23 protein-coding genes are annotated in these 22,134 nt (G+C 66.3%); 8 read left to right on the plus strand and 15 right to left on the minus strand.

Annotation, left to right across the window (positions count from 1 at the left end; genetic code table 11):
- Positions 1-6 precede the first annotated feature (6 nt).
- The 12 genes from BN3266_RS06075 to BN3266_RS06125 all read right to left on the minus strand — a co-directional run bounded on the left by BN3266_RS06075 (position 7) and on the right by BN3266_RS06125 (position 12,430).
- Complete coding sequence (locus BN3266_RS06075; RefSeq protein ID WP_059004442.1) at positions 7-2,577, minus strand: ABC transporter permease; 2,571 nt, start codon at positions 2,575-2,577, stop codon at positions 7-9.
- The gene (locus tag BN3266_RS06080; RefSeq protein WP_059004443.1) at positions 2,574-3,257 is read right to left on the minus strand and encodes an ABC transporter ATP-binding protein; all 684 of its coding nucleotides are present in this window, start codon (positions 3,255-3,257) and stop codon (positions 2,574-2,576) included. Before BN3266_RS06080 ends, BN3266_RS06075 begins: the two co-directional genes overlap by 4 nt.
- A gap of 124 nt (positions 3,258-3,381) precedes the next feature.
- The gene (locus tag BN3266_RS06085) at positions 3,382-4,383 is read right to left on the minus strand and encodes a sensor histidine kinase (protein WP_059004444.1); all 1,002 of its coding nucleotides are present in this window, start codon (positions 4,381-4,383) and stop codon (positions 3,382-3,384) included.
- Entirely contained in the window at positions 4,383-5,057 is a 675-nt protein-coding gene (locus BN3266_RS06090; RefSeq protein WP_059004445.1) for a response regulator transcription factor, read from the minus strand. The genes BN3266_RS06085 and BN3266_RS06090 overlap by 1 nt, the downstream gene beginning before the upstream one ends.
- Positions 5,058-5,285: 228 nt before the next feature.
- Positions 5,286-5,714 (minus strand): YbaN family protein, encoded by a 429-nt coding sequence (locus BN3266_RS06095; RefSeq protein WP_059004446.1) that lies wholly within the window; start codon positions 5,712-5,714, stop codon positions 5,286-5,288.
- A complete protein-coding gene (locus BN3266_RS06100) occupies positions 5,711-6,061 on the minus strand; it encodes a nitrous oxide-stimulated promoter family protein (RefSeq protein WP_059004447.1) in 351 nt (116 codons plus the stop codon). The genes BN3266_RS06095 and BN3266_RS06100 overlap by 4 nt, the downstream gene beginning before the upstream one ends.
- Positions 6,061-7,719, minus strand: a complete 1,659-nt coding sequence (cydC, locus tag BN3266_RS06105) for a thiol reductant ABC exporter subunit CydC (protein WP_059004448.1) — start codon at positions 7,717-7,719, stop codon at positions 6,061-6,063. The genes BN3266_RS06100 and cydC overlap by 1 nt, the downstream gene beginning before the upstream one ends.
- Positions 7,716-9,455 (minus strand): ABC transporter transmembrane domain-containing protein, encoded by a 1,740-nt coding sequence (locus BN3266_RS06110; protein WP_368013947.1) that lies wholly within the window; start codon positions 9,453-9,455, stop codon positions 7,716-7,718. Before BN3266_RS06110 ends, cydC begins: the two co-directional genes overlap by 4 nt.
- A 120-nt stretch (positions 9,456-9,575) precedes the next feature.
- The gene (locus BN3266_RS13170) at positions 9,576-9,731 is read right to left on the minus strand and encodes a FeoB-associated Cys-rich membrane protein (protein ID WP_075109686.1); all 156 of its coding nucleotides are present in this window, start codon (positions 9,729-9,731) and stop codon (positions 9,576-9,578) included.
- On the minus strand, positions 9,728-11,908 hold the full coding sequence (gene feoB / locus BN3266_RS06115; protein WP_059004450.1) for a ferrous iron transport protein B: 2,181 nt from the start codon (positions 11,906-11,908) through the stop codon (positions 9,728-9,730). The genes BN3266_RS13170 and feoB overlap by 4 nt, the downstream gene beginning before the upstream one ends.
- 71 nt (positions 11,909-11,979) lie before the next feature.
- Positions 11,980-12,201 (minus strand): FeoA family protein, encoded by a 222-nt coding sequence (locus BN3266_RS06120; RefSeq protein ID WP_059004451.1) that lies wholly within the window; start codon positions 12,199-12,201, stop codon positions 11,980-11,982.
- Between the two features lie 16 nt (positions 12,202-12,217).
- Positions 12,218-12,430, minus strand: a complete 213-nt coding sequence (locus BN3266_RS06125; protein ID WP_059004452.1) for a FeoA family protein — start codon at positions 12,428-12,430, stop codon at positions 12,218-12,220.
- Positions 12,431-13,400: 970 nt separating this feature from the next.
- On the opposite strand from BN3266_RS06125, the gene BN3266_RS06130 reads away from it, so the two are divergent.
- The gene (locus BN3266_RS06130; RefSeq protein ID WP_052537612.1) at positions 13,401-13,718 is read left to right on the plus strand and encodes a helix-turn-helix domain-containing protein; all 318 of its coding nucleotides are present in this window, start codon (positions 13,401-13,403) and stop codon (positions 13,716-13,718) included.
- A gap of 32 nt (positions 13,719-13,750) precedes the next feature.
- Positions 13,751-14,185 carry a hypothetical protein gene (locus BN3266_RS06135; RefSeq protein WP_059004453.1) on the plus strand — a complete coding sequence of 145 codons (435 nt, stop codon included), beginning with the start codon at positions 13,751-13,753 and terminating at the stop codon, positions 14,183-14,185.
- A gap of 101 nt (positions 14,186-14,286) precedes the next feature.
- Here BN3266_RS06135 and BN3266_RS06140 read toward each other — a convergent pair whose 3' ends face one another.
- Positions 14,287-16,425: a polyribonucleotide nucleotidyltransferase gene (locus tag BN3266_RS06140; RefSeq protein WP_059004454.1), complete on the minus strand. Its 2,139-nt coding sequence runs from the start codon at positions 16,423-16,425 to the stop codon at positions 14,287-14,289.
- A gap of 491 nt (positions 16,426-16,916) precedes the next feature.
- Positions 16,917-17,354, minus strand: a complete 438-nt coding sequence (locus BN3266_RS06145; RefSeq protein WP_059004455.1) for a hypothetical protein — start codon at positions 17,352-17,354, stop codon at positions 16,917-16,919.
- 294 nt (positions 17,355-17,648) lie between these two features.
- Here BN3266_RS06145 and BN3266_RS06150 point away from each other — a divergent pair, with 294 nt between their 5' ends.
- The 5 genes from BN3266_RS06150 (at position 17,649) to BN3266_RS06170 (ending at position 20,435) form a co-directional block, all read left to right on the plus strand.
- Positions 17,649-17,894 carry a glycine zipper domain-containing protein gene (locus BN3266_RS06150; protein WP_059004456.1) on the plus strand — a complete coding sequence of 82 codons (246 nt, stop codon included), beginning with the start codon at positions 17,649-17,651 and terminating at the stop codon, positions 17,892-17,894.
- Complete coding sequence (locus tag BN3266_RS06155; protein WP_059004457.1) at positions 17,891-18,385, plus strand: GNAT family N-acetyltransferase; 495 nt, start codon at positions 17,891-17,893, stop codon at positions 18,383-18,385. Before BN3266_RS06150 ends, BN3266_RS06155 begins: the two co-directional genes overlap by 4 nt.
- Positions 18,386-18,448: 63 nt before the next feature.
- A complete protein-coding gene (locus BN3266_RS06160) occupies positions 18,449-19,027 on the plus strand; it encodes a hypothetical protein (protein WP_059004458.1) in 579 nt (192 codons plus the stop codon).
- A 93-nt stretch (positions 19,028-19,120) separates the two neighbouring features.
- Positions 19,121-19,822 carry a DUF4004 family protein gene (locus BN3266_RS13525; RefSeq protein ID WP_082671690.1) on the plus strand — a complete coding sequence of 234 codons (702 nt, stop codon included), beginning with the start codon at positions 19,121-19,123 and terminating at the stop codon, positions 19,820-19,822.
- A 1-nt stretch (position 19,823) separates the two neighbouring features.
- On the plus strand, positions 19,824-20,435 hold the full coding sequence (locus BN3266_RS06170; protein WP_075109687.1) for a polymer-forming cytoskeletal protein: 612 nt from the start codon (positions 19,824-19,826) through the stop codon (positions 20,433-20,435).
- A gap of 112 nt (positions 20,436-20,547) precedes the next feature.
- Here BN3266_RS06170 and rpsO read toward each other — a convergent pair whose 3' ends face one another.
- Positions 20,548-20,805 carry a 30S ribosomal protein S15 gene (rpsO, locus tag BN3266_RS06175; RefSeq protein ID WP_044992442.1) on the minus strand — a complete coding sequence of 86 codons (258 nt, stop codon included), beginning with the start codon at positions 20,803-20,805 and terminating at the stop codon, positions 20,548-20,550.
- Between the two features lie 448 nt (positions 20,806-21,253).
- Here rpsO and BN3266_RS06180 point away from each other — a divergent pair, with 448 nt between their 5' ends.
- Positions 21,254-22,093 (plus strand): 5'-3' exonuclease, encoded by an 840-nt coding sequence (locus BN3266_RS06180; RefSeq protein ID WP_154668997.1) that lies wholly within the window; start codon positions 21,254-21,256, stop codon positions 22,091-22,093.
- The last annotated feature ends 41 nt before the right edge of the window (positions 22,094-22,134 follow it).

Genomic DNA, 22,134 nt, shown 5'->3' on the forward strand with positions numbered 1-22,134 from the left:
GCGCCCTTAGAGGTTCTCGTTTTTCAGGGCGTCCATCACGTTTTCGCGGCGGAGCTTGCGCAGCGACAGGGACATGGGCAGCCCCACCAGCAGGAACACCCCCAGCACCGCCGCCAGATAGGCCCCCCAGGGGAGGGAGAAGGCAAAGGCGAAGTTTTGCTCCAGCACCTTGTAGATGCCCAGGGCCAGCAGGGCGCTCACCGGCAGGCCCAGGGCCAGGGCCTTCACCCCGTAGGAGAGGCTCTCCCAGCGCATCATCCGCCGGAAGCCCCGGGGGGAGATGCCCACCGAGTGGAGCATGGCGAACTCCCGCCGGCGCAGGGCCACCCCGGTGGATACGGTGTTCCAGATGTTGGCCCCGCAGACCACCGCCACCAGGGCCACAAAGCCGTAGACAAAGACCTCCACCAGCAGCAGGAGCTGACTGTTTTGCTCCCGGTAGCGGGTGAAATCGGTGACGCTCCACTCACTGCGGGTCTCCTTCTGGTACTGGAGCAGGCGGCTGTAAAAGAGGTCGGGGTCGGCGGCGCGCACCATCACGGAGGCGGTGCGGGAGTCGGTCCCCATCTGGTCTAGCCAGCCGGCAAAGGTGTCCTGCGAGACCAGCACCGCCAGGGTGGAGCTGTTGCCCATGGCCCCGGCCACCGGCATGGGGGCCTCGGAGGAGACCCCGGCGATCTGCAGGCGCAGTTGGGGGCTCCCCACCTCGCCGGTGGCAAAGGTCAGTTCGCTGCCCAGGGGGTCAGCCAGGTGGCGCAGCTCCCGGAACTCGTGTCCGACCCGGTAGAGCTGGGGCGAGAGGAGGATGCCCTTGCCGCTTTCGCCCAGCAGGGGGGCGGCCTCGAGCCCCGCGCGCCGGCAGTACCTCTGCAAGGACGCCTCGTCCAGGGCGTAGACCTGGATCCCCATGGGGTAGAGCCCGTCTCCCCGCTGCCAGATGGCCGACCGGGCCTCGGCGGTGAGCTGTTCGGGGCGCAGGGTCAGTTGGCCGTACAGGCTTTGGGTGCAGGCGCTCTCCTCGATGCCGGGGAGGGCCTGGATGCCGGCGGCCAGCCGGTCGCGCTGGCTGTCGCTGGTGTAGGGGAAGCTGACGGTGTAGTCAAACTGCACGTCCTCCACCGTCATGGAGAAGGAGCGCCCCATGTAATAGGTAAAGGTGGAGGCGGTGAGAAAGAGCACCACGCTGACAAAGAGGGAGAGGAGGGTCGCCAGGTAGCGGCTGCGGCTGCGCTTGCTGTTTTTCAGCCCCAGCTCCCCTTCAAACCCCAGCAGCTTGCGGCTGATGGGGGAGGTGCGCACCTGCCGGGGGGAGATGCGCACCTGCCGGCTGCCGCGGATGGCCTCGATGGGGGGGATGCGGGAGGCCCGCTGGGCCGGCACCCAGGCCGAGAGGAGGAGCACCGCCGCCGAGAGGAGCACCGCCGCGCAGACGGCGGCCGGGGCGATGACCACCCGCAGGGGCTGGGCGGCGCGAAACATCTCCTGGACGATGGAGCCGATGCAGGCAAAGGTGATCTTGATGCCCAGCCAGCCGGCGAAGAGACCCAGGGGGATGGCCGCAGCCCCGATGAGGGCCGCCTCAAAAAAGACGCTGCCCCGCTTCTGGCGGCGGGTGGCCCCCACGCTGGAGAGCATCCCGAAGGTGCGCCCCCGCTCGGCCAGGGAGATGGCGAAGGCGTTGTAGATGAGGCTGACCGAGCCGACGAGGATGACCCCGCAGACGATGGCCAGGGCCCCGAAGAGGGTGCTGTAAAGGGTGTTGTCGTCGGTGATGCCCATGTAAAAGAGCAGCTCGCTGTTGTAGGTGCGAGCGCCTCCCACCTGTTCCCAGAGACGGTCGCCCCAGTCGTAGACCCCCCGGTCGAGGTGGGCCATCGACGCGGACACCTCCAGCTGGCCGCCGTACCCGTCAGGCAGACAGGTGATGCCGGTGTAGCTGCGGCTCCAACTGGGCTCCAGGCCGGTGGAGAAGGAGCCGATGCCCACCAGGGTGTAGCGCTCGCTCCCCTCGGGCAGCCACTGCTCCCCGTCCACCGCGGGGGAGGAGGGGGAGACCGGCAACAGTTCGCCGCTCTGTTCGTCGGGGACCAGCCGCCGGCCGGTGGGCAGCACCACCTGCTGCCCCACCTGCCAGTCGAGGGCAGAGGTCTCCAAAAACGCGCGGGAGACCACCAGTTCCCCCGCCCGCTCGGGCAGCCGCCCCTCCTCCAGGGTGAGGGGGGCCCGGGCGGCCGACTGGTCGGAGGGGTCGTAGCCCCAGAGGGCCAGGTAGGGGCGCTGGGTGTCCAGGCTCTCCGGCGGCTTGGCGTAGGAGAGCAGCCCCCGGGTGGTGACCGACCCGGTCTGGCTGTCGGCGCGCACGGCGGCGGGGGCCGCCGGGGAGACCCCCTCGAAGCGGACGTGCCAGTCGCCGGTGTCGGCCAGCACGGTGCGCTGCATCATGTCCAAAAAGGAGACGGCGATGAGGGAGACGGCGGTGAGCATGGCCACCGACACGGCGACCCCCAGCACGGTGACCAGGGTGCGCCGCCGGTTTTGGGCCATGTTTTTGAGGGTGAGGCGGTGGATGATGTTCATCGGCGGATCACCTCGTCCCGGGCGATCTGCCCGTCCTCAATGGCGATGATGCGGTCGGCCTGCAGGGCGATGCGCTCGTCGTGGGTGATGATGAGCAGGGTCTGGTCCAGGGTGCGGTGAAAGTCCCTCAGCAGGCCGATGATCTCGCCGCTGTTCTTGCTGTCCAGGTTGCCGGTGGGCTCGTCGGCCAGCACCAGGGCGGGGCTGGCGATCAGCGCCCGGCCGATGCTGACGCGCTGCTGCTGCCCGCCCGAGAGCTGGCTGGGCAGGTGGCCGAGCCGCTCGCCCAGGCCCAGTTTTTCCACCAGGTTTTGCAGCCGGAAGGGATCGATCTTCCGCCCGTCCAGCAGCAGGGGGAGGGTGATGTTCTCCTCCACATTGAGGACGGGGATCAGGTTGTAAAACTGGTAGATCAGCCCGATTTGGCGGCGGCGGAAGATGGCCAGGGCGTTTTCGTCCATCTGGTAGACGTCGGCCCCGTCCACCAGCACCTGGCCGGAGGTGGGGCGGTCCACCCCGCCGAGGATGTGCAGGAGGGTGCTCTTCCCCGAACCGGAGGGGCCGACAATGGCCACGAACTCCCCCTTTTCGACGGTGAAGGAGACCCCCTTCAGGGCGTCGGTGCCGGTCTCCCGGCCGCCGTAGTGTTTGCAGAGGTTTTCCACGCGCAACAGTTCCATCAAACCATTCCTCCCATGCGGGCCGGGGCCCGGTGATCGGCGGGGGCACGCTCCCCCGCCTGGCCCCACTCTACTTTTGTCAGGTGACGCGGGGGTGACCCGGGCGGTGACCATTTGGTCACCTTCAGACGATCTGCTTGTAGAGCTTGACCGAGAACTCGGCCCCGCCCTCGGGGCGGTTGCGGGCGCTCACGTCGGCGTTCTGGCTCTGCAGGATGGTCTTGGCCATGGCCAGGCCGATGCCCACCCCGTCGGAGGCGGCGTTTTTGCCCTTGTAAAAGCGCTCGAAGAGGTGGGGCAGGTCGCCGGGGTCGATCCCCTCGCCGCTGTCGCAGATGGCGATCTCGATGTGCAGCGGGTTCTCGCTGCAGCGCACCCGGATGTCGCCCCCGGGCGGGGTGTGCTCGGCGCAGTTTTTGAGGAGGTTGCCCAGGGCCTCGGCCGTCCACTCCCCATCCCCCCGCCAGGTGAGGGCGGGGGGACAGTCGATGGAGAGGGAGAGCCGCCGCCCCTCTAAAAGCGGGCGCAGGGGGGCCGCCGCCCGGGCCAGGAGGTCGGCCAGGGAGAGCTCCTCCCTGGCAAAGGCGACGGCCTCGGCGTCCAGCCGGGAAAACTTCAACAGGGTGCCCACCAGCCACTGGATCCGCTCCAGCGACTGGCCGGTGCTCTGCCAGAACTCCTCCCGCCTGTTCGCCGGCAGGTCGGGGGAGCGCAGCAGTTCGGTCATGACAAAGAGGCTGGTGAGGGGGGTCTTGAGCTGGTGGGAGATGTTCTGCATGGCCTCGGCCAGGTAGTCCTTGTCCCGGTGGAGCTGCTCGGCCTGCCGGGTGAGGACGCAGGTGATTTTGTAGAGGTCGTTTTTGAGGATGCTCAGCTCCCCCTCCCGGTTGTCGCGGATGTCCAGGGGTTTGCCCCCCGAATAGACCGACGCCAGGTACTGGGAGAGGCGGCGGATCTCCCGGTAGCGCCGCCGGGTAAAGGCGGCGAAGAGGCCCCCCAGCAGCGCGCAGAGGGAGAGGCAGATCCACCCGGCCGCCGGGGCGACGGCAAAGCAGAGGGCCGTCCCCGCGGCGGAGAGGGCCACAAAGTGGACGGCGGCGAGCTTCCCCTCCCGGCCGCGCAGCATCACTCCCCCTCCATTCGGTAGCCCAGGCCGCGGACGGTGGAGATCCGCCCCTCGTCCCCGGCGGCGGCCAGCTTTTCCCGCAGCCGCTTGATGTAGACGGTGAGGGTGTTGTCGTTGACAAAGTTGCCCGCCACGTCCCAGATCCCCTCCAACAGTTGGCCCCGGGTGAGCACCTGCCCGGGGTGGGCGGCAAAGGTCAGCAGCAGCCGGTATTCCAGGGCGGTGAGGGCCAATTCCCGCCCGGCAAAGCGCACCTGGGCGCGCTGGGGGCAGATGGTGAGGGCGCCGAAGGCGAGGGAGGTCTCCCCCCCGCCCCGGCCGCTGCGGCGCAGCACCGAATTGATGCGGCTGAGCAGCTCCCGCAGGCGAAAGGGTTTGGTCACGTAGTCGTCCGCCCCCATGTCCAGCCCCATCACCGCGCTGACCTCCTCGTCGCAGGCGGTGAGAAAGACCACCGGGGTGTCCCCCAGGGCCTTGGCCCGGCGGCAGATGTCGTAGCCGCTGCCGTCGGGCAGGGTCAGATCCAGCAGCAACAGGTCCCAGCCCCCCGCCTCCACCCCCCGCAGGGCGTCGGCGCAGGTGGTGCAGTGCTCCACCTGGTAGCCCTCGGCCTGCAGCGAATAGCAGAGACCGGCAGCGATGGTGCGGTCGTCCTCCACCAGCAAAATGCGCATCTCCGCGCTCCCCCCTTCCCCGCGGGGGCGACACAGGTCCCCCGCGGTCGAACTTGCCTCTATTATAGCAAACCCCGCCCCCCTGCGGGTGACGATTTCGTCACAATGGGGGCGGGGAAGTTTCTGCCAACGGGGTCTGGGAGGAATAGGATGGGAGCAAACGAGGGGAGAGGGGCCCGGCCGGGCCCCTCTCCCCCTGCGACAAAGTGGATTTAGAAAAAGCAGCCCTCAGGCGGCATCGTCCTCCTCTGCCCCGGCAAAGTCAAGGGGTATCTCCCGCCCCCTGCCGTCCCCGGCGGGCAGGGTCTTGATGCCGAAAACAAAGTAGAGGATGTGAAAGACCCAGACCACCGCCAGGACGACCCGACCGACCGGCACCCGCCCCATCATTGCAAAGCCAAAGGCCATGGTCAGGGTGACGATGGCCATGATGCGGATCTTGGTGCACCAGGTCATCCCCCGGCCCTGGACAAAGCTCTCCAGGTTGTTCTTGTAGAGTTTTGTCTGCAAAAACCAGTTGTTGAGCCGCTGAGAACTCTTGGCGAAGCAGACGGCGGCCAACATCAAAAAGGGGAAGGCCGGCAGCAGGGGAAGGGCCGCGCCCAGGGCCCCCAGTCCCAGGCCGAGAAAGCCCAAAATCAGGTAGAGTATCTTCATCTCTCTCCCTCCAATCGCTTTTTTTCGCGCAGGGTCGACAGGGTGTGGCGGACGGCCGCCACCGGGTGGTGAAAGAGGATGTGCGGCCCGGCGTAGCGCATCACCTCGCGGATGCGGCGGCGCATCTCCGGCTGGTAACAGTGCACCCGGCAGTTGGAACAGAAGGTCTTTTCCTCCATAAAGGGACAGCGGTCGCTGCGGGCGGCGGCATAGGCGGCCAGTTCGGCGCACTGGGGGCAGAGCGTTCCCCTGCTGCCGTGGCGGCCCCGGCAGTAGAGGGCGATCATCTCGGCCACCATCTCCTTTTCCCGGCGGCGCTTTTCGCCCACCGGCCGGACCCGGCCCATCAACTGGCCCTCCCCCGCTCGGCGGAGTACACCTCGTCGGCAACGGCCATGGTGGAGGCCCGGTGGCTCACCAAAACCACCGTTCGCCCGCCCCGCTCCTGGCGGATGGCCCGCAGGATCACCGCCTCGTTGAGGCTGTCCAGGTTGCTGGTGGGCTCGTCGAGCAGCAGGAGGGGGGCGCCGTGCAGAAAGGCGCGGGCCAGTCCCAGCCGCTGCCGCTCCCCACCGGAGAGGGTGTCCCCCAGTTCGCCCACCGGGGTGTCATACCCCTGGGGCAGGGTCTCGATGAAGTCGTGCAGCGAGGCCTTTTTGCAGGCCTCCACCAGCTCTTCCCGGGTGGCGTCGGGCTTGGCGATCTTCAGGTTGGCGGCGATGCTGTCGTGAAAGAGGTGGGTCTCCTGGGTGACAAAGCCCTCCATCCGGCGGAGGTTGGCGGTGTCGATCTGGCGCAGGTCGGTCCCGGAGATGCGCACTGCGCCCCCCTGCACGTCCCAAAACCGCATCAGCAGCCGCAGCAGGGTGGATTTGCCGCTGCCGCTGCGGCCGGAGATCCCCAACACCTTTCCCGCAGGGATGCGCAGGTCCAGGTGTTCGAGGATTGCCTCGTCCCCATAGGAGAAGGAGACGTCCTCACAGCTGGCCCCGTCAAAGGCCACCGGCGGGCAGCCGCTGACCTCTTCCACCTGGGGGGTCTCGTCGAGGATGTCCAGCACCCGGTCCCCGGCGGCGAGGGTGTTTTGCAGGGTGCTGCCCAGGTTGGCCAGGGCCACCACCGGCCCGAAGGAGCTCAACAGGGCGAGGAAGGGGATCAGCACCCCGCCGAAATCCACCTGCCCGGCCCAGTAGAGGCCGACGGCAGCCGACAGCAGCGCCAGGTCAAAGAGGAGGATGACCGCCCCCGTCAGGGCGCTGCCCCGGGCGGCCTGGCGTTTCATCCCCTCCTCGGTGCGGGACAACTCGTCGGTGCGGCGGTCCAGCTCCGCCAGCCGGACCTCCCCCCGGCCGTACTGCAACAGCTCCCCCATCCCCCGCAGGGTGTCCAGCACAAAGCCGCCCAGCTCGCCCGACCGGCTGCGGAAGGCCGCCCCGGCCCCGCCGCTGCGGCGGGAGATGAGCACCGGCAGCACCCCGCCCACCACCAGGTAGGCGGTAGCCGCCACCAGCCCCAACAGAGGGTGGTAGCTGCCAATGAAGAGGGACATGATGACCGACATGCAGAGGGCGATGGCCGCCGGGGAGATGGTGTGGGCGTAAAAGACCTCCAGCAGTTCGATGTCGGAGGTGATGACCGAAATCAAATTTCCCTTGTCCCGGCACTCGAGTTTGGCCGGGCAGAGCCGCCGCAGGGCTCGAAAGACCCGGTCGCGGATCAGGGCCAGCAGCCGAAAGGCGATGTAGTGGTTGCAGGCCTGCTCACCATAGCGGAGAAAGCCCCGCAGCAGGGCGGCCGCCGCCGCCAGGACAAAGAGGGTCCCCAGGGCAAAGGGGGCGTTCAGCCCCACAGCCTGCAGGGCCGCCCAGCCGCCGAATATGCTCAGGAAGGTGGAGCAGAGAAACCCTGCCACCCCCAGCAAGATGGCCAGCAGCATCAGGGGCAACAGGGGCCCCACCAGCCGGATCAGCCGCGCCATAATCGTCCAATTTCCCCTTTTCTTCATTGGGCCGCACCCCCTTTCGCAAATCTTTCCAGTTGTTGTTGCCCCGCCCAGAGGGCGCGGTAGAGCCCGCCCTCAGCCAGCAGGGAGAGGTGGTTGCCCAGCCCCGCCACCCGCCCACCCTCCAGCACGCAGATGCAGTCGGCGGCGGCCACATTGGCCAGCCGGTGGGAGATGAGGAGGACCGTCTTTTTCCCCGCCAGGGCGTGAATCTCGGCCATGATGTCGTTCTCGCTTTCCACGTCGATGTTGGAGGTGGCCTCGTCAAAGATGTAGATGGGGGTGTCATGTAGCAGGGCCCGCGCCAGGGCCAGCCGCTGCCGCTGTCCCCCCGAGAAGTTGGCCCCCTGGGGCTCCAGATGGGTTTCCAGCCCCTGTTCCCCCCGCAGGAAGTCGGCCATCCGGGTGCGTTCCAGCACCCGCCAGAGGGCCGCGTCGTCGGCTTCGGGGCAGCCCATGCGCAGGTTTTCAGCCACCGTCCCCGAAAACAGGTAACCCGCAAAGCCCACATAGGTGACGGTGCGGGCCAGTTCTTCGGCGGAGAGCCGGCCCAGTTCCACCCCGCCGATGCGCACCTCGCCCCCATAGCCCCGGCAGCGCCCGGTGAGCAGGGCGGCGAGGGTGCTCTTGCCGCAGCCGCTCTCCCCCACGACGGCGGTGAGCGCGCCCGGGCGGATGTCCAGCGACACCCCTTGCAGCACCGGCCGCCCCGGCTCGTAGCCAAAGTGCAGGTCCCGGCAGCAGACGGTGTAGTCGTCCCCCGGCAGACGGCCCTGGCGGGGCGGGTCCTCGGGCAGGTCCAGCAGAGCGAAAATCTTGCCGCTGGCGGCCATGCCGTTCATGGCCACATGGAAGAAGGAGCCCAGCTGCCGCATGGGGATGAAGAAGTCCGCCGAGAGGAGGATGACCGCCAGGCACCCGGCGAAGGAGAGATTTCCCGCCGCCAGTTCGCCCACGGCCAGGATCATCCCCAGGGCCGCGCCGCCGAAGGCCACCAGGTCCATGATGGTGATGGAGTTGAGCTGCATGCTCAGCACCTTCATGGTGATGCGGCGAAACTGCTCGGCCTCCCGGTCCATCTCCTCGTTTTTCCGGCCGTCGGCCCCGTAGATCTTCAGGGTGGTCAGCCCCTGGAGGTTTTCCAAAAAGGTGTCCCCAAGGGCGGTGTACTGGCCCCAGTAGCGGGAGAGCAGCTTCTTGGCCACGGTCTGCACCGCGGCGATGGCCGCCGGGATCAGCGGCACACAGAGGAGGAGGGCCACCGCCGCCTTCCAGCTGATGGGGAAGAGCAGGACAAAGAGGGTCAAAGGCGCCAGCAGGCTGTAAAAAAACTGGGGCAGGTAGGCGCCGAAATAGGTCTCCAACTGCTCCACCCCCTCGGTGGCGACCTGCACCACCTCCGAGGTGGAGACCCGCTGCGCGTAGGAGGGCCCCAGCCGCAGCAGCTTGTCGCAGATGCGGCGGCGCAGCGCCTTTTTCACCGAGCGGGAGGCGAGAAAGCTCTCCCGCCCGGCCATGGCGGTGCAGAGCCAGCGCACCGCCATGGCCAAAAGCCCCACCCCGCAGGCGGCGGCCAGGTCGGCGCCGGTGGCCACCCCCTGTAACAGCCCGCCCAGCAGCCGGGCAAAGGCAAAGGTCGTGGCCGCACTCGCCAACAGCCCGCCCCACTGGTAGAGCACGTTTCGGGCCACATGGCCCCTGCTGTCCGGCACAGCGCCGATCAGCCGTTTGTCGATCATCATCTCGTCTGTCCTCACTCCCTTCCCCGAGGGCCCCATTGCGGCGGCGTCTCCCGGGAAAATATTCCTTTCAAAAAAGAGGGGCGCCGGCGGTTTTGCCGCCCGCGTCCCCCTGTTTGTCTATTTGTCGGGGTGGCAGAGGCCCCTGCTGGGGCAGTCGCCGCAGCCGCAGCTGCAGCCGCCCCGGTGGTGTCTCCTGTTCCAGATGCCCCGCCCGACGATGGCGGCGACGACGGCCAAGACGATCAGCGCGCCGACGATAGTGGGTCCGTTCAAGAAATCATCTCCTTTTTCTTCGAGGCGGCGGTGACCGAACGCACCGCCAGGGGGTTGTCGTCATACCGGTTTTTGCGCACCAGCAGGTAGACGGCGGCCAGCAGGGCCAGGACAGCGGCGGCGGTGCCGACGCCAAAGCCGTGGCCGGTGAAGAGCAGGCCCAACTGGTAGACCACCAGCGAGGCGAGATAGGCCAGGCCGCACATGTAGCCGATGGCGGCAAAGGTCCATTTGGCGCTGTTCATCTCCCGCTTGATGGCGCCCATGGCCGCAAAGCAGGGGGCGCAGAGGAGGTTGAAGATCATGAAGCTGTAAGCGGAGAGCTGGGTGAAGTCGGTGGCGATGTTGCCCCAGATCTCGGCGCCGTCCTCAGCCACCTCGGCAAAGCCGTAGAGAACGCCGAAGGTGCCCACCACGTTCTCCTTGGCGATGAGGCCGGTGAAGGTGGCCACGGCCGGTTTCCAACTGCCAAAGCCCAGGGGTGCAAAGAGGAAGGAGATGGCGCTGCCGATGGAGGCCAGCAGGGAGGTGTTGTTGTCCTCCACCATCCCGAAGACCCCATCCACAAAGCCGAAGGACTGCAAGAACCACAGCACCACCGAGGAGGCCAGGATGACGGTGCCGGCCCGCTTGATGAAGGACCAGCCCCGCTCCCAGGTGGCCCGCAGTACGTTCCCCACCGCGGGGACGTGGTAGGCCGGCAGCTCCATGACGAAGGGGGCCGGGTCGCCGGAGAACATCTTGGTCTTTTTGAGGACGATGCCTGAAAAAATCACCGCCGCCACCCCGATGAAGTAGGCCGAGGTGGCCACCAGCCCGGAGCCGCCGAAGAGGGCCCCGGCGAACAGGCCGATGATGGGCATTTTCGCCCCGCAGGGGATGAAGCAGGTGGTCATGATGGTCATGCGGCGGTCGCGCTCGTTTTCAATGGTGCGGCTGGCCATGACGCCGGGCACCCCGCAGCCCGAGGCGATGAGCATGGGGATGAAGCTCTTGCCGGAGAGGCCGAAGCGGCGGAAGATGCGGTCCATGATAAAGGCGACCCGGGCCATGTAGCCGATGTCTTCCAACACCGAGAGCATGAGGAAGAGGATGAGCATCTGGGGCACAAAGCCGATGACCGCGCCCACGCCGCCGACGATGCCGTCGACCACCAGGCCCACCAGCCAGGGTGCACAGCCGATGCCCTCCATCCAGGCGCTCAGGTTGCCGCAGATGAGGCCGCTAAACAGGGTCTCGTTGGTCCACTCGGTGACGATGTCCCCCACCGTGGAGATGGAGATGTAGTAGACCAAAAACATCGCGGCCGCAAAGATGGGCAGGGCCAGCACCCGGTTGGTGACGACGCGGTCGATCTTGTCGGAAATCGAGAGGCTGTGTTTGGCCCGCTTCTTTTTCACCGAGCGCTCGATCACCCCGCTGATGTAGGCGTAGCGCTGGTTGGTGATGATGCTCTCGGCATCGTCGTCCAGCTCCTGCTCGCAGTCGGCGATGTGCTGTTCCAGGTGCGCCTTCAGGGAGGCGGAGAGCCGCAGCTCCTCCATCACCCGCTCGTCGCGCTCGAACACCTTGATGGCGTACCAGCGCAGGAAGCGGTCGTCCACCTTCCCGGCGATGGACTCCTCGATGTGGGCGATGGCGTGCTCGACGCTGCCGGTAAAGACGTGGGGCAGTTCCCCCGCCCGGTGGCCCTTGGCCAGGGCCAGGGCGGCCTCGGCGGCGGCCATGCCGCCCTCCCCCTTGAGGGCGCTCATCTCCAGCACCTGGCAGCCCAGGGCGTCGCCCAGCTTGGCGAGGTCGATGCGGTCGCCGTTTTTGCGCACCAGGTCGATCATGTTGACCGCCACCACCACCGGCAGCCCCAGCTCGATGAGCTGGGTGGTCAGGTAGAGGTTGCGCTCGATGTTGGTGCCGTCGACGATGTTGAGGATGGCGTCGGGCTTCTCCCCCACCAGGTAGCTGCGGGCCACCACCTCTTCCAGGGTGTAGGGCGACAGCGAGTAGATGCCCGGCAGGTCCTGAATGACCGCGTCCCCATGCCCTTTGAGGCGGCCCTCCTTCTTTTCCACCGTGACGCCGGGCCAGTTGCCGACGTACTGGTTGGAGCCGGTCAGGGCGTTGAACAGGGTGGTTTTACCGCAGTTGGGATTGCCCGCCAGGGCGATTTTTATCTCCATTTCTTGTACTCCCCCTCTCTCGATTAGCACAAGCTAACCGCTTGGCCGAAAAACAGGCGGCGCCCGCCGCCCTAGCCGATTTCGATCATCTGTGCATCCGCCTTGCGCAGGGACAGCTCGTACCCGCGGACATTGAGTTCCAGCGGGTCCCCCAGGGGGGCCACCTTGCGGATGTGGATGTCCACCCCCTTGGTGATCCCCATGTCCATGATGCGGCGCTTGACCGCCCCCTCGCCGTGGAGCTTGACCACCGTGACCGTGTCCCCCACCTTGGCGTCTCTCAGCGTTTTCATCGGGCTCTCTCTCCTCTCAAATCATCACCCGCATGGCCATGGTCTTGTCCAGGGCGATGCGGCTGTCTTTCACCTGCAAGATCAGGTTGCCGGCCAACTCGCTGACCACCGTCACCGACGTGTCCACCACAAAGCCCAGCTCCGCCAGGTGCTGGCGGACCTCGTCGCGGCCGGTGATCTTGCGGATGGTGACCGTCTCCCCCGCCTTTGCCATTGTCAAGGGCATCATGTCCCCTCCCCTCCTCTTTGGCGGCCCACCTGGGACCGAGGGCCAATGCATTTGGTTAGCGTTAACTAACTTTTTTGAACAGTTCATAGTTTACCGCTGCTAACCCAATCTGTCAATCCCCTCTCCCCAAATTTTTCATCCCGCCCCCCGCTTTTGCCGATTTGCCGCAAAATGGCCGCTGCCGCGCGAAATTTTGTGGGAATTTTTTCTTCTGATTTTCCCTCTCCGTGGGTACTGTGGCCCCTTTGGCGGCGAGGAGGGGCGCCTTTGCGGCCGCGGTGAGGAAGGGGCACTCCCCACTTTTCCTCCGCGCACAGAGGGGGCGGGGATGGGAGGAAATCAGGATGGCCGGGAGGATCTCACCAGGAGAAGGCGGCCTTTGCCCTGTGTACTGTTCGGGGGAATGTAGGGGGTGTCTATCTTCTGCCATGCAGGGAAGTGCTGGCAAGGAAGGCGGCAAAAGCGCTCCCGGGGCGTTTTCTGTCAGAGGGAGGTACCCTTGCTCCCGTGTACTGTCGGAATCTTGTTATATCCATCGCACGCTGGAAAAAAGGGGTGAAACAGGTGCTCTCTACCTCGCCCCATGCCGTGAAAAAAGAGGGGATGAGACGGACTGTGCTGGCGGAGAGAGGGGCGCATCTCCCTCCCTGCTCCCTTTCCATCACCCACGGCGGTATGCTTTCTCCCCAATAACTCGCGAGGTGGACACCCGGCAAAAAATACGGCAATACCCTCAATCGTTGGTATATTGTCTCCCCAAATCCTGTATGCTGTTGAATTGACTGCGGGGATTGTCTCAGCAGATTTCAAAAAAAGGACCGCCGCGGCCTTTCTGTCCGCAAAAAGGCCGGTCTGTCGATTCTCCGCGGGGAAAATATTTCCTATACTGAAAAAGGGCCCCGGCGGCGCGGCGCGCGGTCAGGGGCCCATGCAGTCTTATACCAAACGGGCAGAGAGGGGGTGGGACCGGGTGGACCGGACACAGTTCGGCAAGCTGCTCAACGAGGCGCGGCTGGCCAAAGGGGTGACGGTGGAGGCGCTGGCCGAGGCGTGCGACGTCTCCGCCGCCTACATGCAAAAGATCCTCAGCGGCAAGCGGGGGCTGGGACTGGACCTGCTGCTGAAAATCTGCAACAACCTCACGGTTTCCCCCCAGTACCTTTTGCAGGGGGACCTCTGCCTGCCCGACGGGGGGGAGGACATCCGCCCCCTGGTCGATCGCCTCACCCCGCACGAGCGGCGGCTGCTCAAGGAAGTGCTCAAATCCATCATGAAGGCGCGGGACTGACCGCCCCTTCTGCCCGAAAGGGGGTGTGCCCCATGTCGCAGTGGCCGGACGTCTCGCAGCTCTCCCAGGCGCAGCGGGAGGAACTGGACGCCATCTGCCGCCGGTGGGAGGAGGTCTACCCCCGGCTGCTGGCGGCCGAACAGGCCCGCGAACGGCTGGAACGGCGCACCCACTTTTGGCGTTGGACGCCTGTTTTATACGCCCTCCTGCTCTGCCTCGGCGCAGGCTTTTTCCTGTTTTTGCGCTTCCCCGGCTGGGGGTGGTACGTCTTTTGGGGGTGTAGCTGCCTCTGCGCGGCCGCCACCCTCGCCGGTTTCCTCCTGACCAAGCGCTGGAAGCGGCTGTGCGGGTGCTACTGGTCCGCCTACCACACCTGTGTGCAGTTGAGCGACCGCCTCTACCAGATATGCCCCCTCCCCGACGGCAGATCCCCCTTGCAGCCCCTGCCGGGGGAGGAAAACTTGTAATTATTTTATTGTATATTACAAATCGTATAGAACAGGCAATCAAAGAGGGCCCACACGGCTGTGTGGGCCCTCTCTTTTTTGGCGGCGGGGATGCGGGGGCTTTACTCCCCCTGCTCCTGCTGCTCTTCTCTCTTCTTTTTGGCCCGCTCCATCTCCTCCAGCGCGTCCTTGCGGGAGAGGTTGATGCGGCCCTGGCGGTCGATTTCGGTGACCTTGACCACCACCACGTCGCCCACGTTGACCACGTCCTCCACCTTCTCCACCCGCTCTTTGTCCAGCTTGGAGATGTGGACCAGCCCCTCTTTGCCGGGGGCGATCTCCACAAAGGCGCCGAAGTTCATCAGCCGGGTGACGACCCCCTTGTAGAGGGCGCCCACCTCGGGGTCCTGCACGATGGTCTTGATGATGGTGATGGCGCGCTCCACCCCGGCCAGGTCGATGCCGGAGACAAAGACGCGGCCGTCGTCCTCCACGTCCACCTTGACGCCGCACTCGGCACAGATTTTTTGAATGACCTTGCCGCCCGAGCCGATGACTTCGCGGATCTTGTCGGGGTGGATCTGCATCCCCCGCATCTTGGGCGCGTACTGGGACACCTCGGGCCGGGGGGCGGGCAGGGCCTTGAGCATGATGTCGTTGAGGATGTGCATCCGGGCCTTGTAGGTCTTTTCAAAGGCCTCGGCAATGATGTCATAGGTCAGGCCGTCGTTTTTGATGTCCACCTGGATGGCGGTGATGCCGTTTTTGGTGCCGCCGACTTTAAAGTCCATGTCGCCGAAGAAGTCCTCGACCCCCTGGATGTCCACCATGGTCATCCAGCGCTCCCCCTCGGTCACCAGGCCGCAGGAGATGCCCGCCACCGGCTCTTTGATGGGAACGCCGGCGTCCATCAGCGCCAGGGTAGAGGCGCAGATGGAGCCCTGGGAGGTGGAGCCGTTGGAGGAGAGCACCTCGCTCACCAGGCGGATGGCGTAGGGGAACTCCTCCTCGCTGGGGAGGACGGGCACCAGGGCCTTTTCGGCCAGGGCGCCGTGGCCGATCTCCCGGCGGCCGGGGCCGCGGCTGGGCCGGGTCTCCCCCACCGAGTAGGAGGGGAAGTTGTAGTGGTGCATGTAGCGCTTGCCGGTCTCGTGGTCGATGCCGTCGAGCCGCTGCGATTCGCTGACCGGGCCCAGGGTGGCGATCGTCAGCACCTGGGTCTGCCCGCGGGTGAAGAGGGCGCTGCCGTGCACCCGGGGGAGGACCCCCACCTCGGCCGCCAGGGGGCGGATCTCGTCGATGCCGCGGCCGTCGACCCGCTTGCCCTCGTCCAGCAGCCAGCGGCGGACCACCTGCTTTTGCAGCTTGTAGAGGCAGTCGTCGATCAGGCCGGGGTCGTCGGGGCAGCGGTCGTCAAAGTGGTCGTGCACCTCCTCGTAGAGGGGGGCCAGCCGCTCGTCGCGCACCCGCTTGTCGTCGGTGTCCATGCAGTGCTGCATCTTCTCCAGGGCGTAGTCGCGCACCGCGTCCAGCAGTTCAAAGGGCACGTCTTTCGAGGTATAGGGGATCTTTTCCCTGCCGATTTCCAGGCGGATGTTCTCGATGAAATCGATGATGGAGCGGATCTCCTCGTGCCCGGCCTTGATGCAGTCGAGCATGGTGTCGTTGTCCACCTCGTTGGCGGCGCACTCGATCATGACGATCTTTTCCTTGGAGCCGGCCAGGGTCAGGTGCAGGTCGGAGCGGTGGCCCTCCTCCTCGCTGGGGTTGAGCACCACCTTGCCGTCCACAAGCCCCACCTGCACCCCGCCGATGGGCCCCTTCCAGGGGATGTCGGAGATGGCCAGGGCGATGGAGGTGCCGATGAGACCGGCGATTTCGGGCGCGCAGGTGGGGTCCACCGACATCACCGTCATCACCACCGCCACGTCGTTGCGCATGTCCTTGGGGAAGAGGGGGCGGATGGGGCGGTCCACCATCCGGCAGGCCAGCACCGCCTTTTCGGAGGGGCGGGACTCCCGCTTCAAAAAGGAGCCGGGGATCCGCCCCACCGAGTAGAGCTTTTCCTCAAAGTCCACCGAGAGGGGGAAGAAGTCGATCCCCTCCCTGGGTTTTTGGGACATGGTGGCGTTGCAGAGCACGGTGGTCTCGCCGTAGCGCACCAGGCAGGAGCCGTTGGCCAGGCAGCACATCTTCCCGGTCTCCACCGACAGCTTCTTCCCCGCGAACTGGGTCTCAAACACTCTGAATTCCTCAAACATCACGCATTCCTCCTGCGCACACAAAATTGATGGCCGGCGGGACCGCGCTTTTACAGGGTATCCCACCCCTTTTGAAGGCGCAAAGGGGGCGCGATAGTCTGCAAAAACCGATGTCCGCCCCCACCCCGGGGCCGGGCGGCCCGCCCCCCTCCCCCACGGAGGGAAAGGGGAGGCGGCCGTTCGGCTATGGCATCAGTATAGTATAAATACCAGTTCACTGTAAAGGAATGGCCGCAGTTTTGTGGGCTATGCCCATAACGGCGGCCATTTTGTAGGCAATTCGACAAATGCCGACGGGGGGTGAGGGAAGGCAGGGCCGCCCCCCTTCGCCACCGGACGGAGAGGGGGCGGCCCTGCCTTCCAGAGATGCGGAGGGGGAAAGGCGGCAGGAGGGGACGGATGCGCTGCGGCCGAGAGGAAAAGGCGGCTCTGGCAAAGGGGGCGGGGCAGAATGGAAGGGGGGGACAGGGCGGCGGGACGGCCATCCCCCATCACCGCTGGGCGAGGTACGCCTCCACCTCCTGGGGGCGCAGCCGCCGCAACTGGGTGCCGGGGAATTCGCGGTACCGGCCGGCCGAAAAGAGGGGCGCGCCCTGGGGGCAGCGCTTGCCGGGGTTTTTGCGCAGAAAGGCCGCCAGTTCCCCCCGGCCGGGGAAAATTTTGTAGAAGGTCCGGCCGCCCGGCCCCTCGATCTGGTAGATGCCGCAGGCCCTTTGGCAGGTGTGGTCGGCGGCCCGCAGGTAGAGTTTGGCCTGCTCGAGGGTCTGAAAGGGGAAGTTCCAGCGCTGCAGCCCGCGCCGCTCCTCCCTCTCGATGCAGATGCAGCGGCCGCAACTGCCGCAGATGTACTGGGTGTGCCCCTCCAGGCAGGCCCGCGCCCCCCGCAGTGGGGTGGCCCGGCTGTCTTCGCTGTAACACTCCTCACACATAAAAACGCGCTCCTTTCAAGATGGGGTCCGAGGGAGGCCCTAGGCGCCCCCTGGGCAGGATGCCCTCTCTCCCGCCGGGCCCGCGGCGCGGAGGGATGCCGGCCGCGGCGGGCGGGGGCGTTCTGCCGAACGGCCCTGTTCCCCCCCATTCGCCCCGGCGGGCGGCAGGGCCCTTTGGTGGGTTGGATGCCAGTTTACCCCCAATGCCAGTTGTTGTCAAACCGCAAAGTCGTTGACAGCGGGCCTGTACAGACAGTACACTGGGAGAAACAGCGGCGAAAGGAAGCGATTTTTATGTCCACCGGCGAAGCGCCCAAGCGCGACGACCCCACCCCTCCCCCCGAGCCGGAGGAAGAAAACTACCAGTCCCTGGGGCTGTGCCTGGGTCTCTGCCTGGGAACGGCCTTCGGTGTCGTCTTTCACAACCTGGCCATCGGCATCTCCGTCGGCCTCTGTCTGGGGCTGGCCATCGGCACCGCCATCAAGAAAAAGGACCCGCCCGGGCCCACCCCGCCCCCAGAAGGGGGGGCGGAGGGATGATCGTCCGCCCCGCCACAGACGGCGACGACCGGCTCGCCATCGGCCAGGTGTACGTGGACAGTTGGCGGGCCGCCTACCGGGGGCTCATCCCCCAGGCCTATCTCGACGGCCTCGATGCCCGCAACTGGCTGGGGGTGCTGGACGCCCCCCAGCGAACGAGCTTCCTCCTCCTGGACGGGGACACCATCGCCGGCACCTGTTCCTGCTGCCCGGCCCGCAGTCCCGAGATGGCGGGCTGGGGGGAGGTGGTCTCCCTCTACCTAAAGCCCGCCTACTGGGGCCGGGAGCTGGGTGTCCCGCTGCTGGGCGCAGCGCTGGACGAACTGGCTGGTCAGGGCTACCCCTCTGTCTACCTGTGGGTGCTGAAGGGCAACCTGCGGGCCCATGCCTTTTACCGCCGCCAGGGCTTTGCCCCCTCCGGCGCCCGCCTCGAAGGGGAGGTCGGGGGCCAGCCGGTGGAGGAGATCCAGTACACCCGCCCCCTTGCATAGGGGCGCCCCATCCCCTGCCCCGCCGCTTTGAGGCGGCGGCGCATTCAGAAAGGAGCATCTTCTTTGAACTGCCGACCCCTCACCGCCAAAGAGGTGCGCGCCCTCTACGCCCGCCACCTCTCCCGCGACTTTCCCCCCGCCGAGCGCAAGCCCCTGGCGGCCATCCTCTCCCTGCTGCGGCGGGGGCGCTACCTCTGCCTGGGCGGCTTTGCGGGGGCGGAACTGCGCGCCTACGCCTTTTTCACCCGGGTGCCCGAGGGCCCCTGCTGGCTGCTGGACTACTACGCCGTCTGCCAGGGGGGCAGGGGCCGGGGGGCGGGCAGCGCCTTTTGGCGGCAGTTGCCCGGCCAGCTCGACGGCTGCCAGGGGCTGCTCATCGAGGTGGAGGACCCCGACACCGCCCCCACCGCCCCGGAGCGGGAGACCCGCCGCCGGCGCATCCGCTTTTACCTGAAAAACGGGGCCCGGGAGACCGGCTGCCGCTGCCGCCTTTTCGGGGTGGATTACCGCATCCTCTTCTTCCCGGTGGCGCGGGACTTCCCCGACTGCGAGATCCCCGCCCTGCTGGACGCCGTCTACCGCGCCACCATCCCCGGCCCCGTCTACCGGCGGCAGGTGGCCTTTCCCCCGGCAGGGGAATAGCGGTCTTCTACCCACCCATTGAGAGGGGGCCCTGCGGCCCTCTCTTTTTTTGCGCCAAAGTTTTGGTTGACAACAAAACAATGTTATGTTACGATGAACCCATCGACAGAACATTGTTACGAAAGGGGGGCGATTTCCCTGGAACTCATCTCCAAAAAACAGCTGTTGGCCGAGACCGGCATCTCCTACGGCCAGCTCTACCGCTGGAAGCGGGAGCGGCTGATCCCGGAGGGGTGGTTTATCAAGCAGTCCTCCTACACCGGGCAGGAGACCTTTTTCCCCAAAGAACAGATGCTCGCCCGGGTGCAGGCCATTCTGGAGGCAAAAGACCGCTACTCCCTGGAAGAGCTGGCCAAGATCCTCTCCCCCGAGGCGGTGGATGTCCCCCTTGCCCCGCGGGAACTCTGGGAGTGGGGCGAGATCGGGCCCGACCTGCTGGCCGCGGCCGAAGCCGCCGCCCCGCCCGCCGGCCTCTCCTTTGACCAGGCGGTGCTGTTGGCCGCCCTGTGGGAGGGGGTGCAGCACCTCTCCCTCCCGCCCGAAAGCGCCAAGGACTTGGTCTATCAGGCCCTGGCGCTCCCCCCGCCGCTGCGCTGCGCCGAGGGGGGCTGCACCCTCTTTCGCTGCGGGGGGGAGCTGACCCTGGCGGTCACCGGGGGGGAGCAGCCGCCCCTTTTCGGCCCGGCCGTCTCGGTGCTGGACAGCCGCCCCATGAGCGAGCTGGCCGGCCGCATCAAGATGAAGTACACCGCCCGCTTTGAGAGCGGCCCGACAGATGAGAGCAGGAGGAAATGAGATGCAGGATACGCGAATCGATGGGATGGGCACCATTGCCGGGGGGGAGTACGGCAGCGTCAAGGTCTCGGGGATGGGTAAGTGCACCGGCGACCTGACGGCCCAGTCCCTCTCCGTCTCGGGCAAGTTTACCTGCCAGGGGAAGCTGAAGGTGGGCAAACTCACCTGCAGCGGCACCGCCGACTTCGAGGGCGACATCAGTGCCGCGTCCCTGTCCGCCTCGGGGCGGCTGGTCCTGGGCGAGGACTGCAACCTCGAGGCGCAGGAGGTCCGCTGTTCCGGCTACATCCGGGTGGGGGGGCAGATCTCCGCCGACTTCCTCAAGGCCGAAGGCGCCATCAACGCCCGGGAGGTGGTGGGCGACCAGATCCAAATCATCTCCCACAGCCGCGGGCTGGGTGCCCTCCTCTTCCCCACCCTCTCCACCGTGGGGATGGTGGAGGCCACCACCATCTCCCTCTCGGGGGTCCGGGCCGACACGGTGAGCGGGCAGAACGTGACCATCGGCCCCCGCTGCGACATCGGGCAGGTGGACTGCAGCGGCACCCTCTCGGTCCACCGCTCGGCCAAAATCGGCCGGGTTACCGGCGACTGCGTCCGGCAGGGCCTGTAAAAAAACACGCGTCAAAGGAGCGCCGCCCCAGCCGATGGCGGGGCGGCGCTCCTGCAAAAAAAGGGCCCTGGCCGATGGTGGCCAGGGCCCTCTCTATTTTTTTGATCGTCGCCTACTTGCGGATGCCCAGCTCTTTGATGATGGCGCGGTACCGCTCCACATCGACCTTGGTCAGGTACTTGAGCAGGTTGCGGCGCTTGCCGACCATCTTCAGCAGACCCCGGCGGGAGTGGTGGTCGTGGGGGTGCTCTTTCAGGTGCTCGCTCAGGTGGTTGATGCGGGCGGTCAGGAGGGCGATCTGCACCTCCGGCGAGCCGGTGTCTTTCTCATTGACGCGGTATTTGGCGATGAGTTCCTGTTTGTTTTCCATGTCTTTCACCTCATTGTAAAATTTGCGCCGCAAAACTTCGCAGTGGGCAGGTGAACTCCCCGTTTCGGGGCATGCCCCCAGAGCCAAGTAATGGGTCACACAGTTGTTAGGATACCACAAACCAGGGCTGTTGTAAAGCAAAAATCCAATCTTTTCCCGGCGTTCGCCGGCGGGGAACGGCCCCTCCTCCCCCTCCAAAAAAGGAAGGGCGTGAGGGCGTTGCCAAGGGTCTGCCCCTCTGCTATAATGGGGGCAGAAGCAGTTCCCTCCGGCCGGGCGGCCGGACCCTAGAGATAGGTATGATCGACATCATACCTGTCTTTTTTTATCCCCCCGCCGGCGGGGGGACAGAGAAAACCGCCCCGCCCCCCTTTTGCGCTGGGGGGCGGGGGCGACCGCGGGGTCGAATGGAGGCCCACATCACCTTTTGATCGGGGAGGGCGAAAAGATGGAAAAAATCGTCGTCGTGGACGGGCACAACCTGCTGTTTCGGATGTACTATGGGATCCCCGCCTCTATTTTAAACAGGGAGGGGCGGGAAATCAAGGGGCTGGTGGGCTTTTTGGGGAGCCTGAAGAAGCTGGCCGAGCAGTTTGAGCCCTGCGCCCTGGCCGTCGTCTTTGACAGCGAGACCAGTTGGGCGGGCAACCTGGCCATCGACAGCGGCTACAAGGCCAACCGGCGGGACTACGCCGACGTGCCGGAGGGGGAGAACCCCTTTGCCCAACTGCCCCTCATCAAAAAGGCGCTGGACTACCTGGACATCCCCCACCGGGAGGCGGAGGGGGTGGAAGCCGACGACTTCATCGCCTCCCTCGTGGCGCGGGAGGGGGCGGCCGGGCGGGCCTGCACCGTCGTCTCCACCGACTCCGACTTCATTCAGCTGGTGGACGGGCGCACCACCCTCTACGTTCCCCGGGGAAAAAACAGCGTCCTCTTCGACTGCCGGCGGGTAAGGGAGCGGTTTCAAATCGCGCCCGGGGAGTACGTCCTCTACAAGGCCCTGGTGGGGGACAAGAGCGACAACATCGAGGGGGTGCGGGGGATCGGCCCCAAGACCGCGGCGGCCATTCTGCACAGCGGGGGGATCGCCCCCTACATCGTCGCCCAGCCCGCCTCCAAAACGGCGGACATCCTGCGGGAAAACCGGGACAAGATTGCCCGGAACGAGCGGCTGATCGCCCTTGACCGGACACTCGACACCGGGGCGCTGGTGCCGCGGCGGCCGAGTCCCGCCCTGCGCGAGCGCAAGACCTACGAAATCATTGCCGCCATCGGCGAGCGGTAGGTTCGGCGCTTTTTTGCCCCAAAAGCGCCGCCGCCCCTGTA

The organism is Bittarella massiliensis (ex Durand et al. 2017), from assembly GCF_001486165.1.
Classification (GTDB): Bacteria; Bacillota; Clostridia; order Oscillospirales; family Ruminococcaceae; genus Bittarella; species Bittarella massiliensis.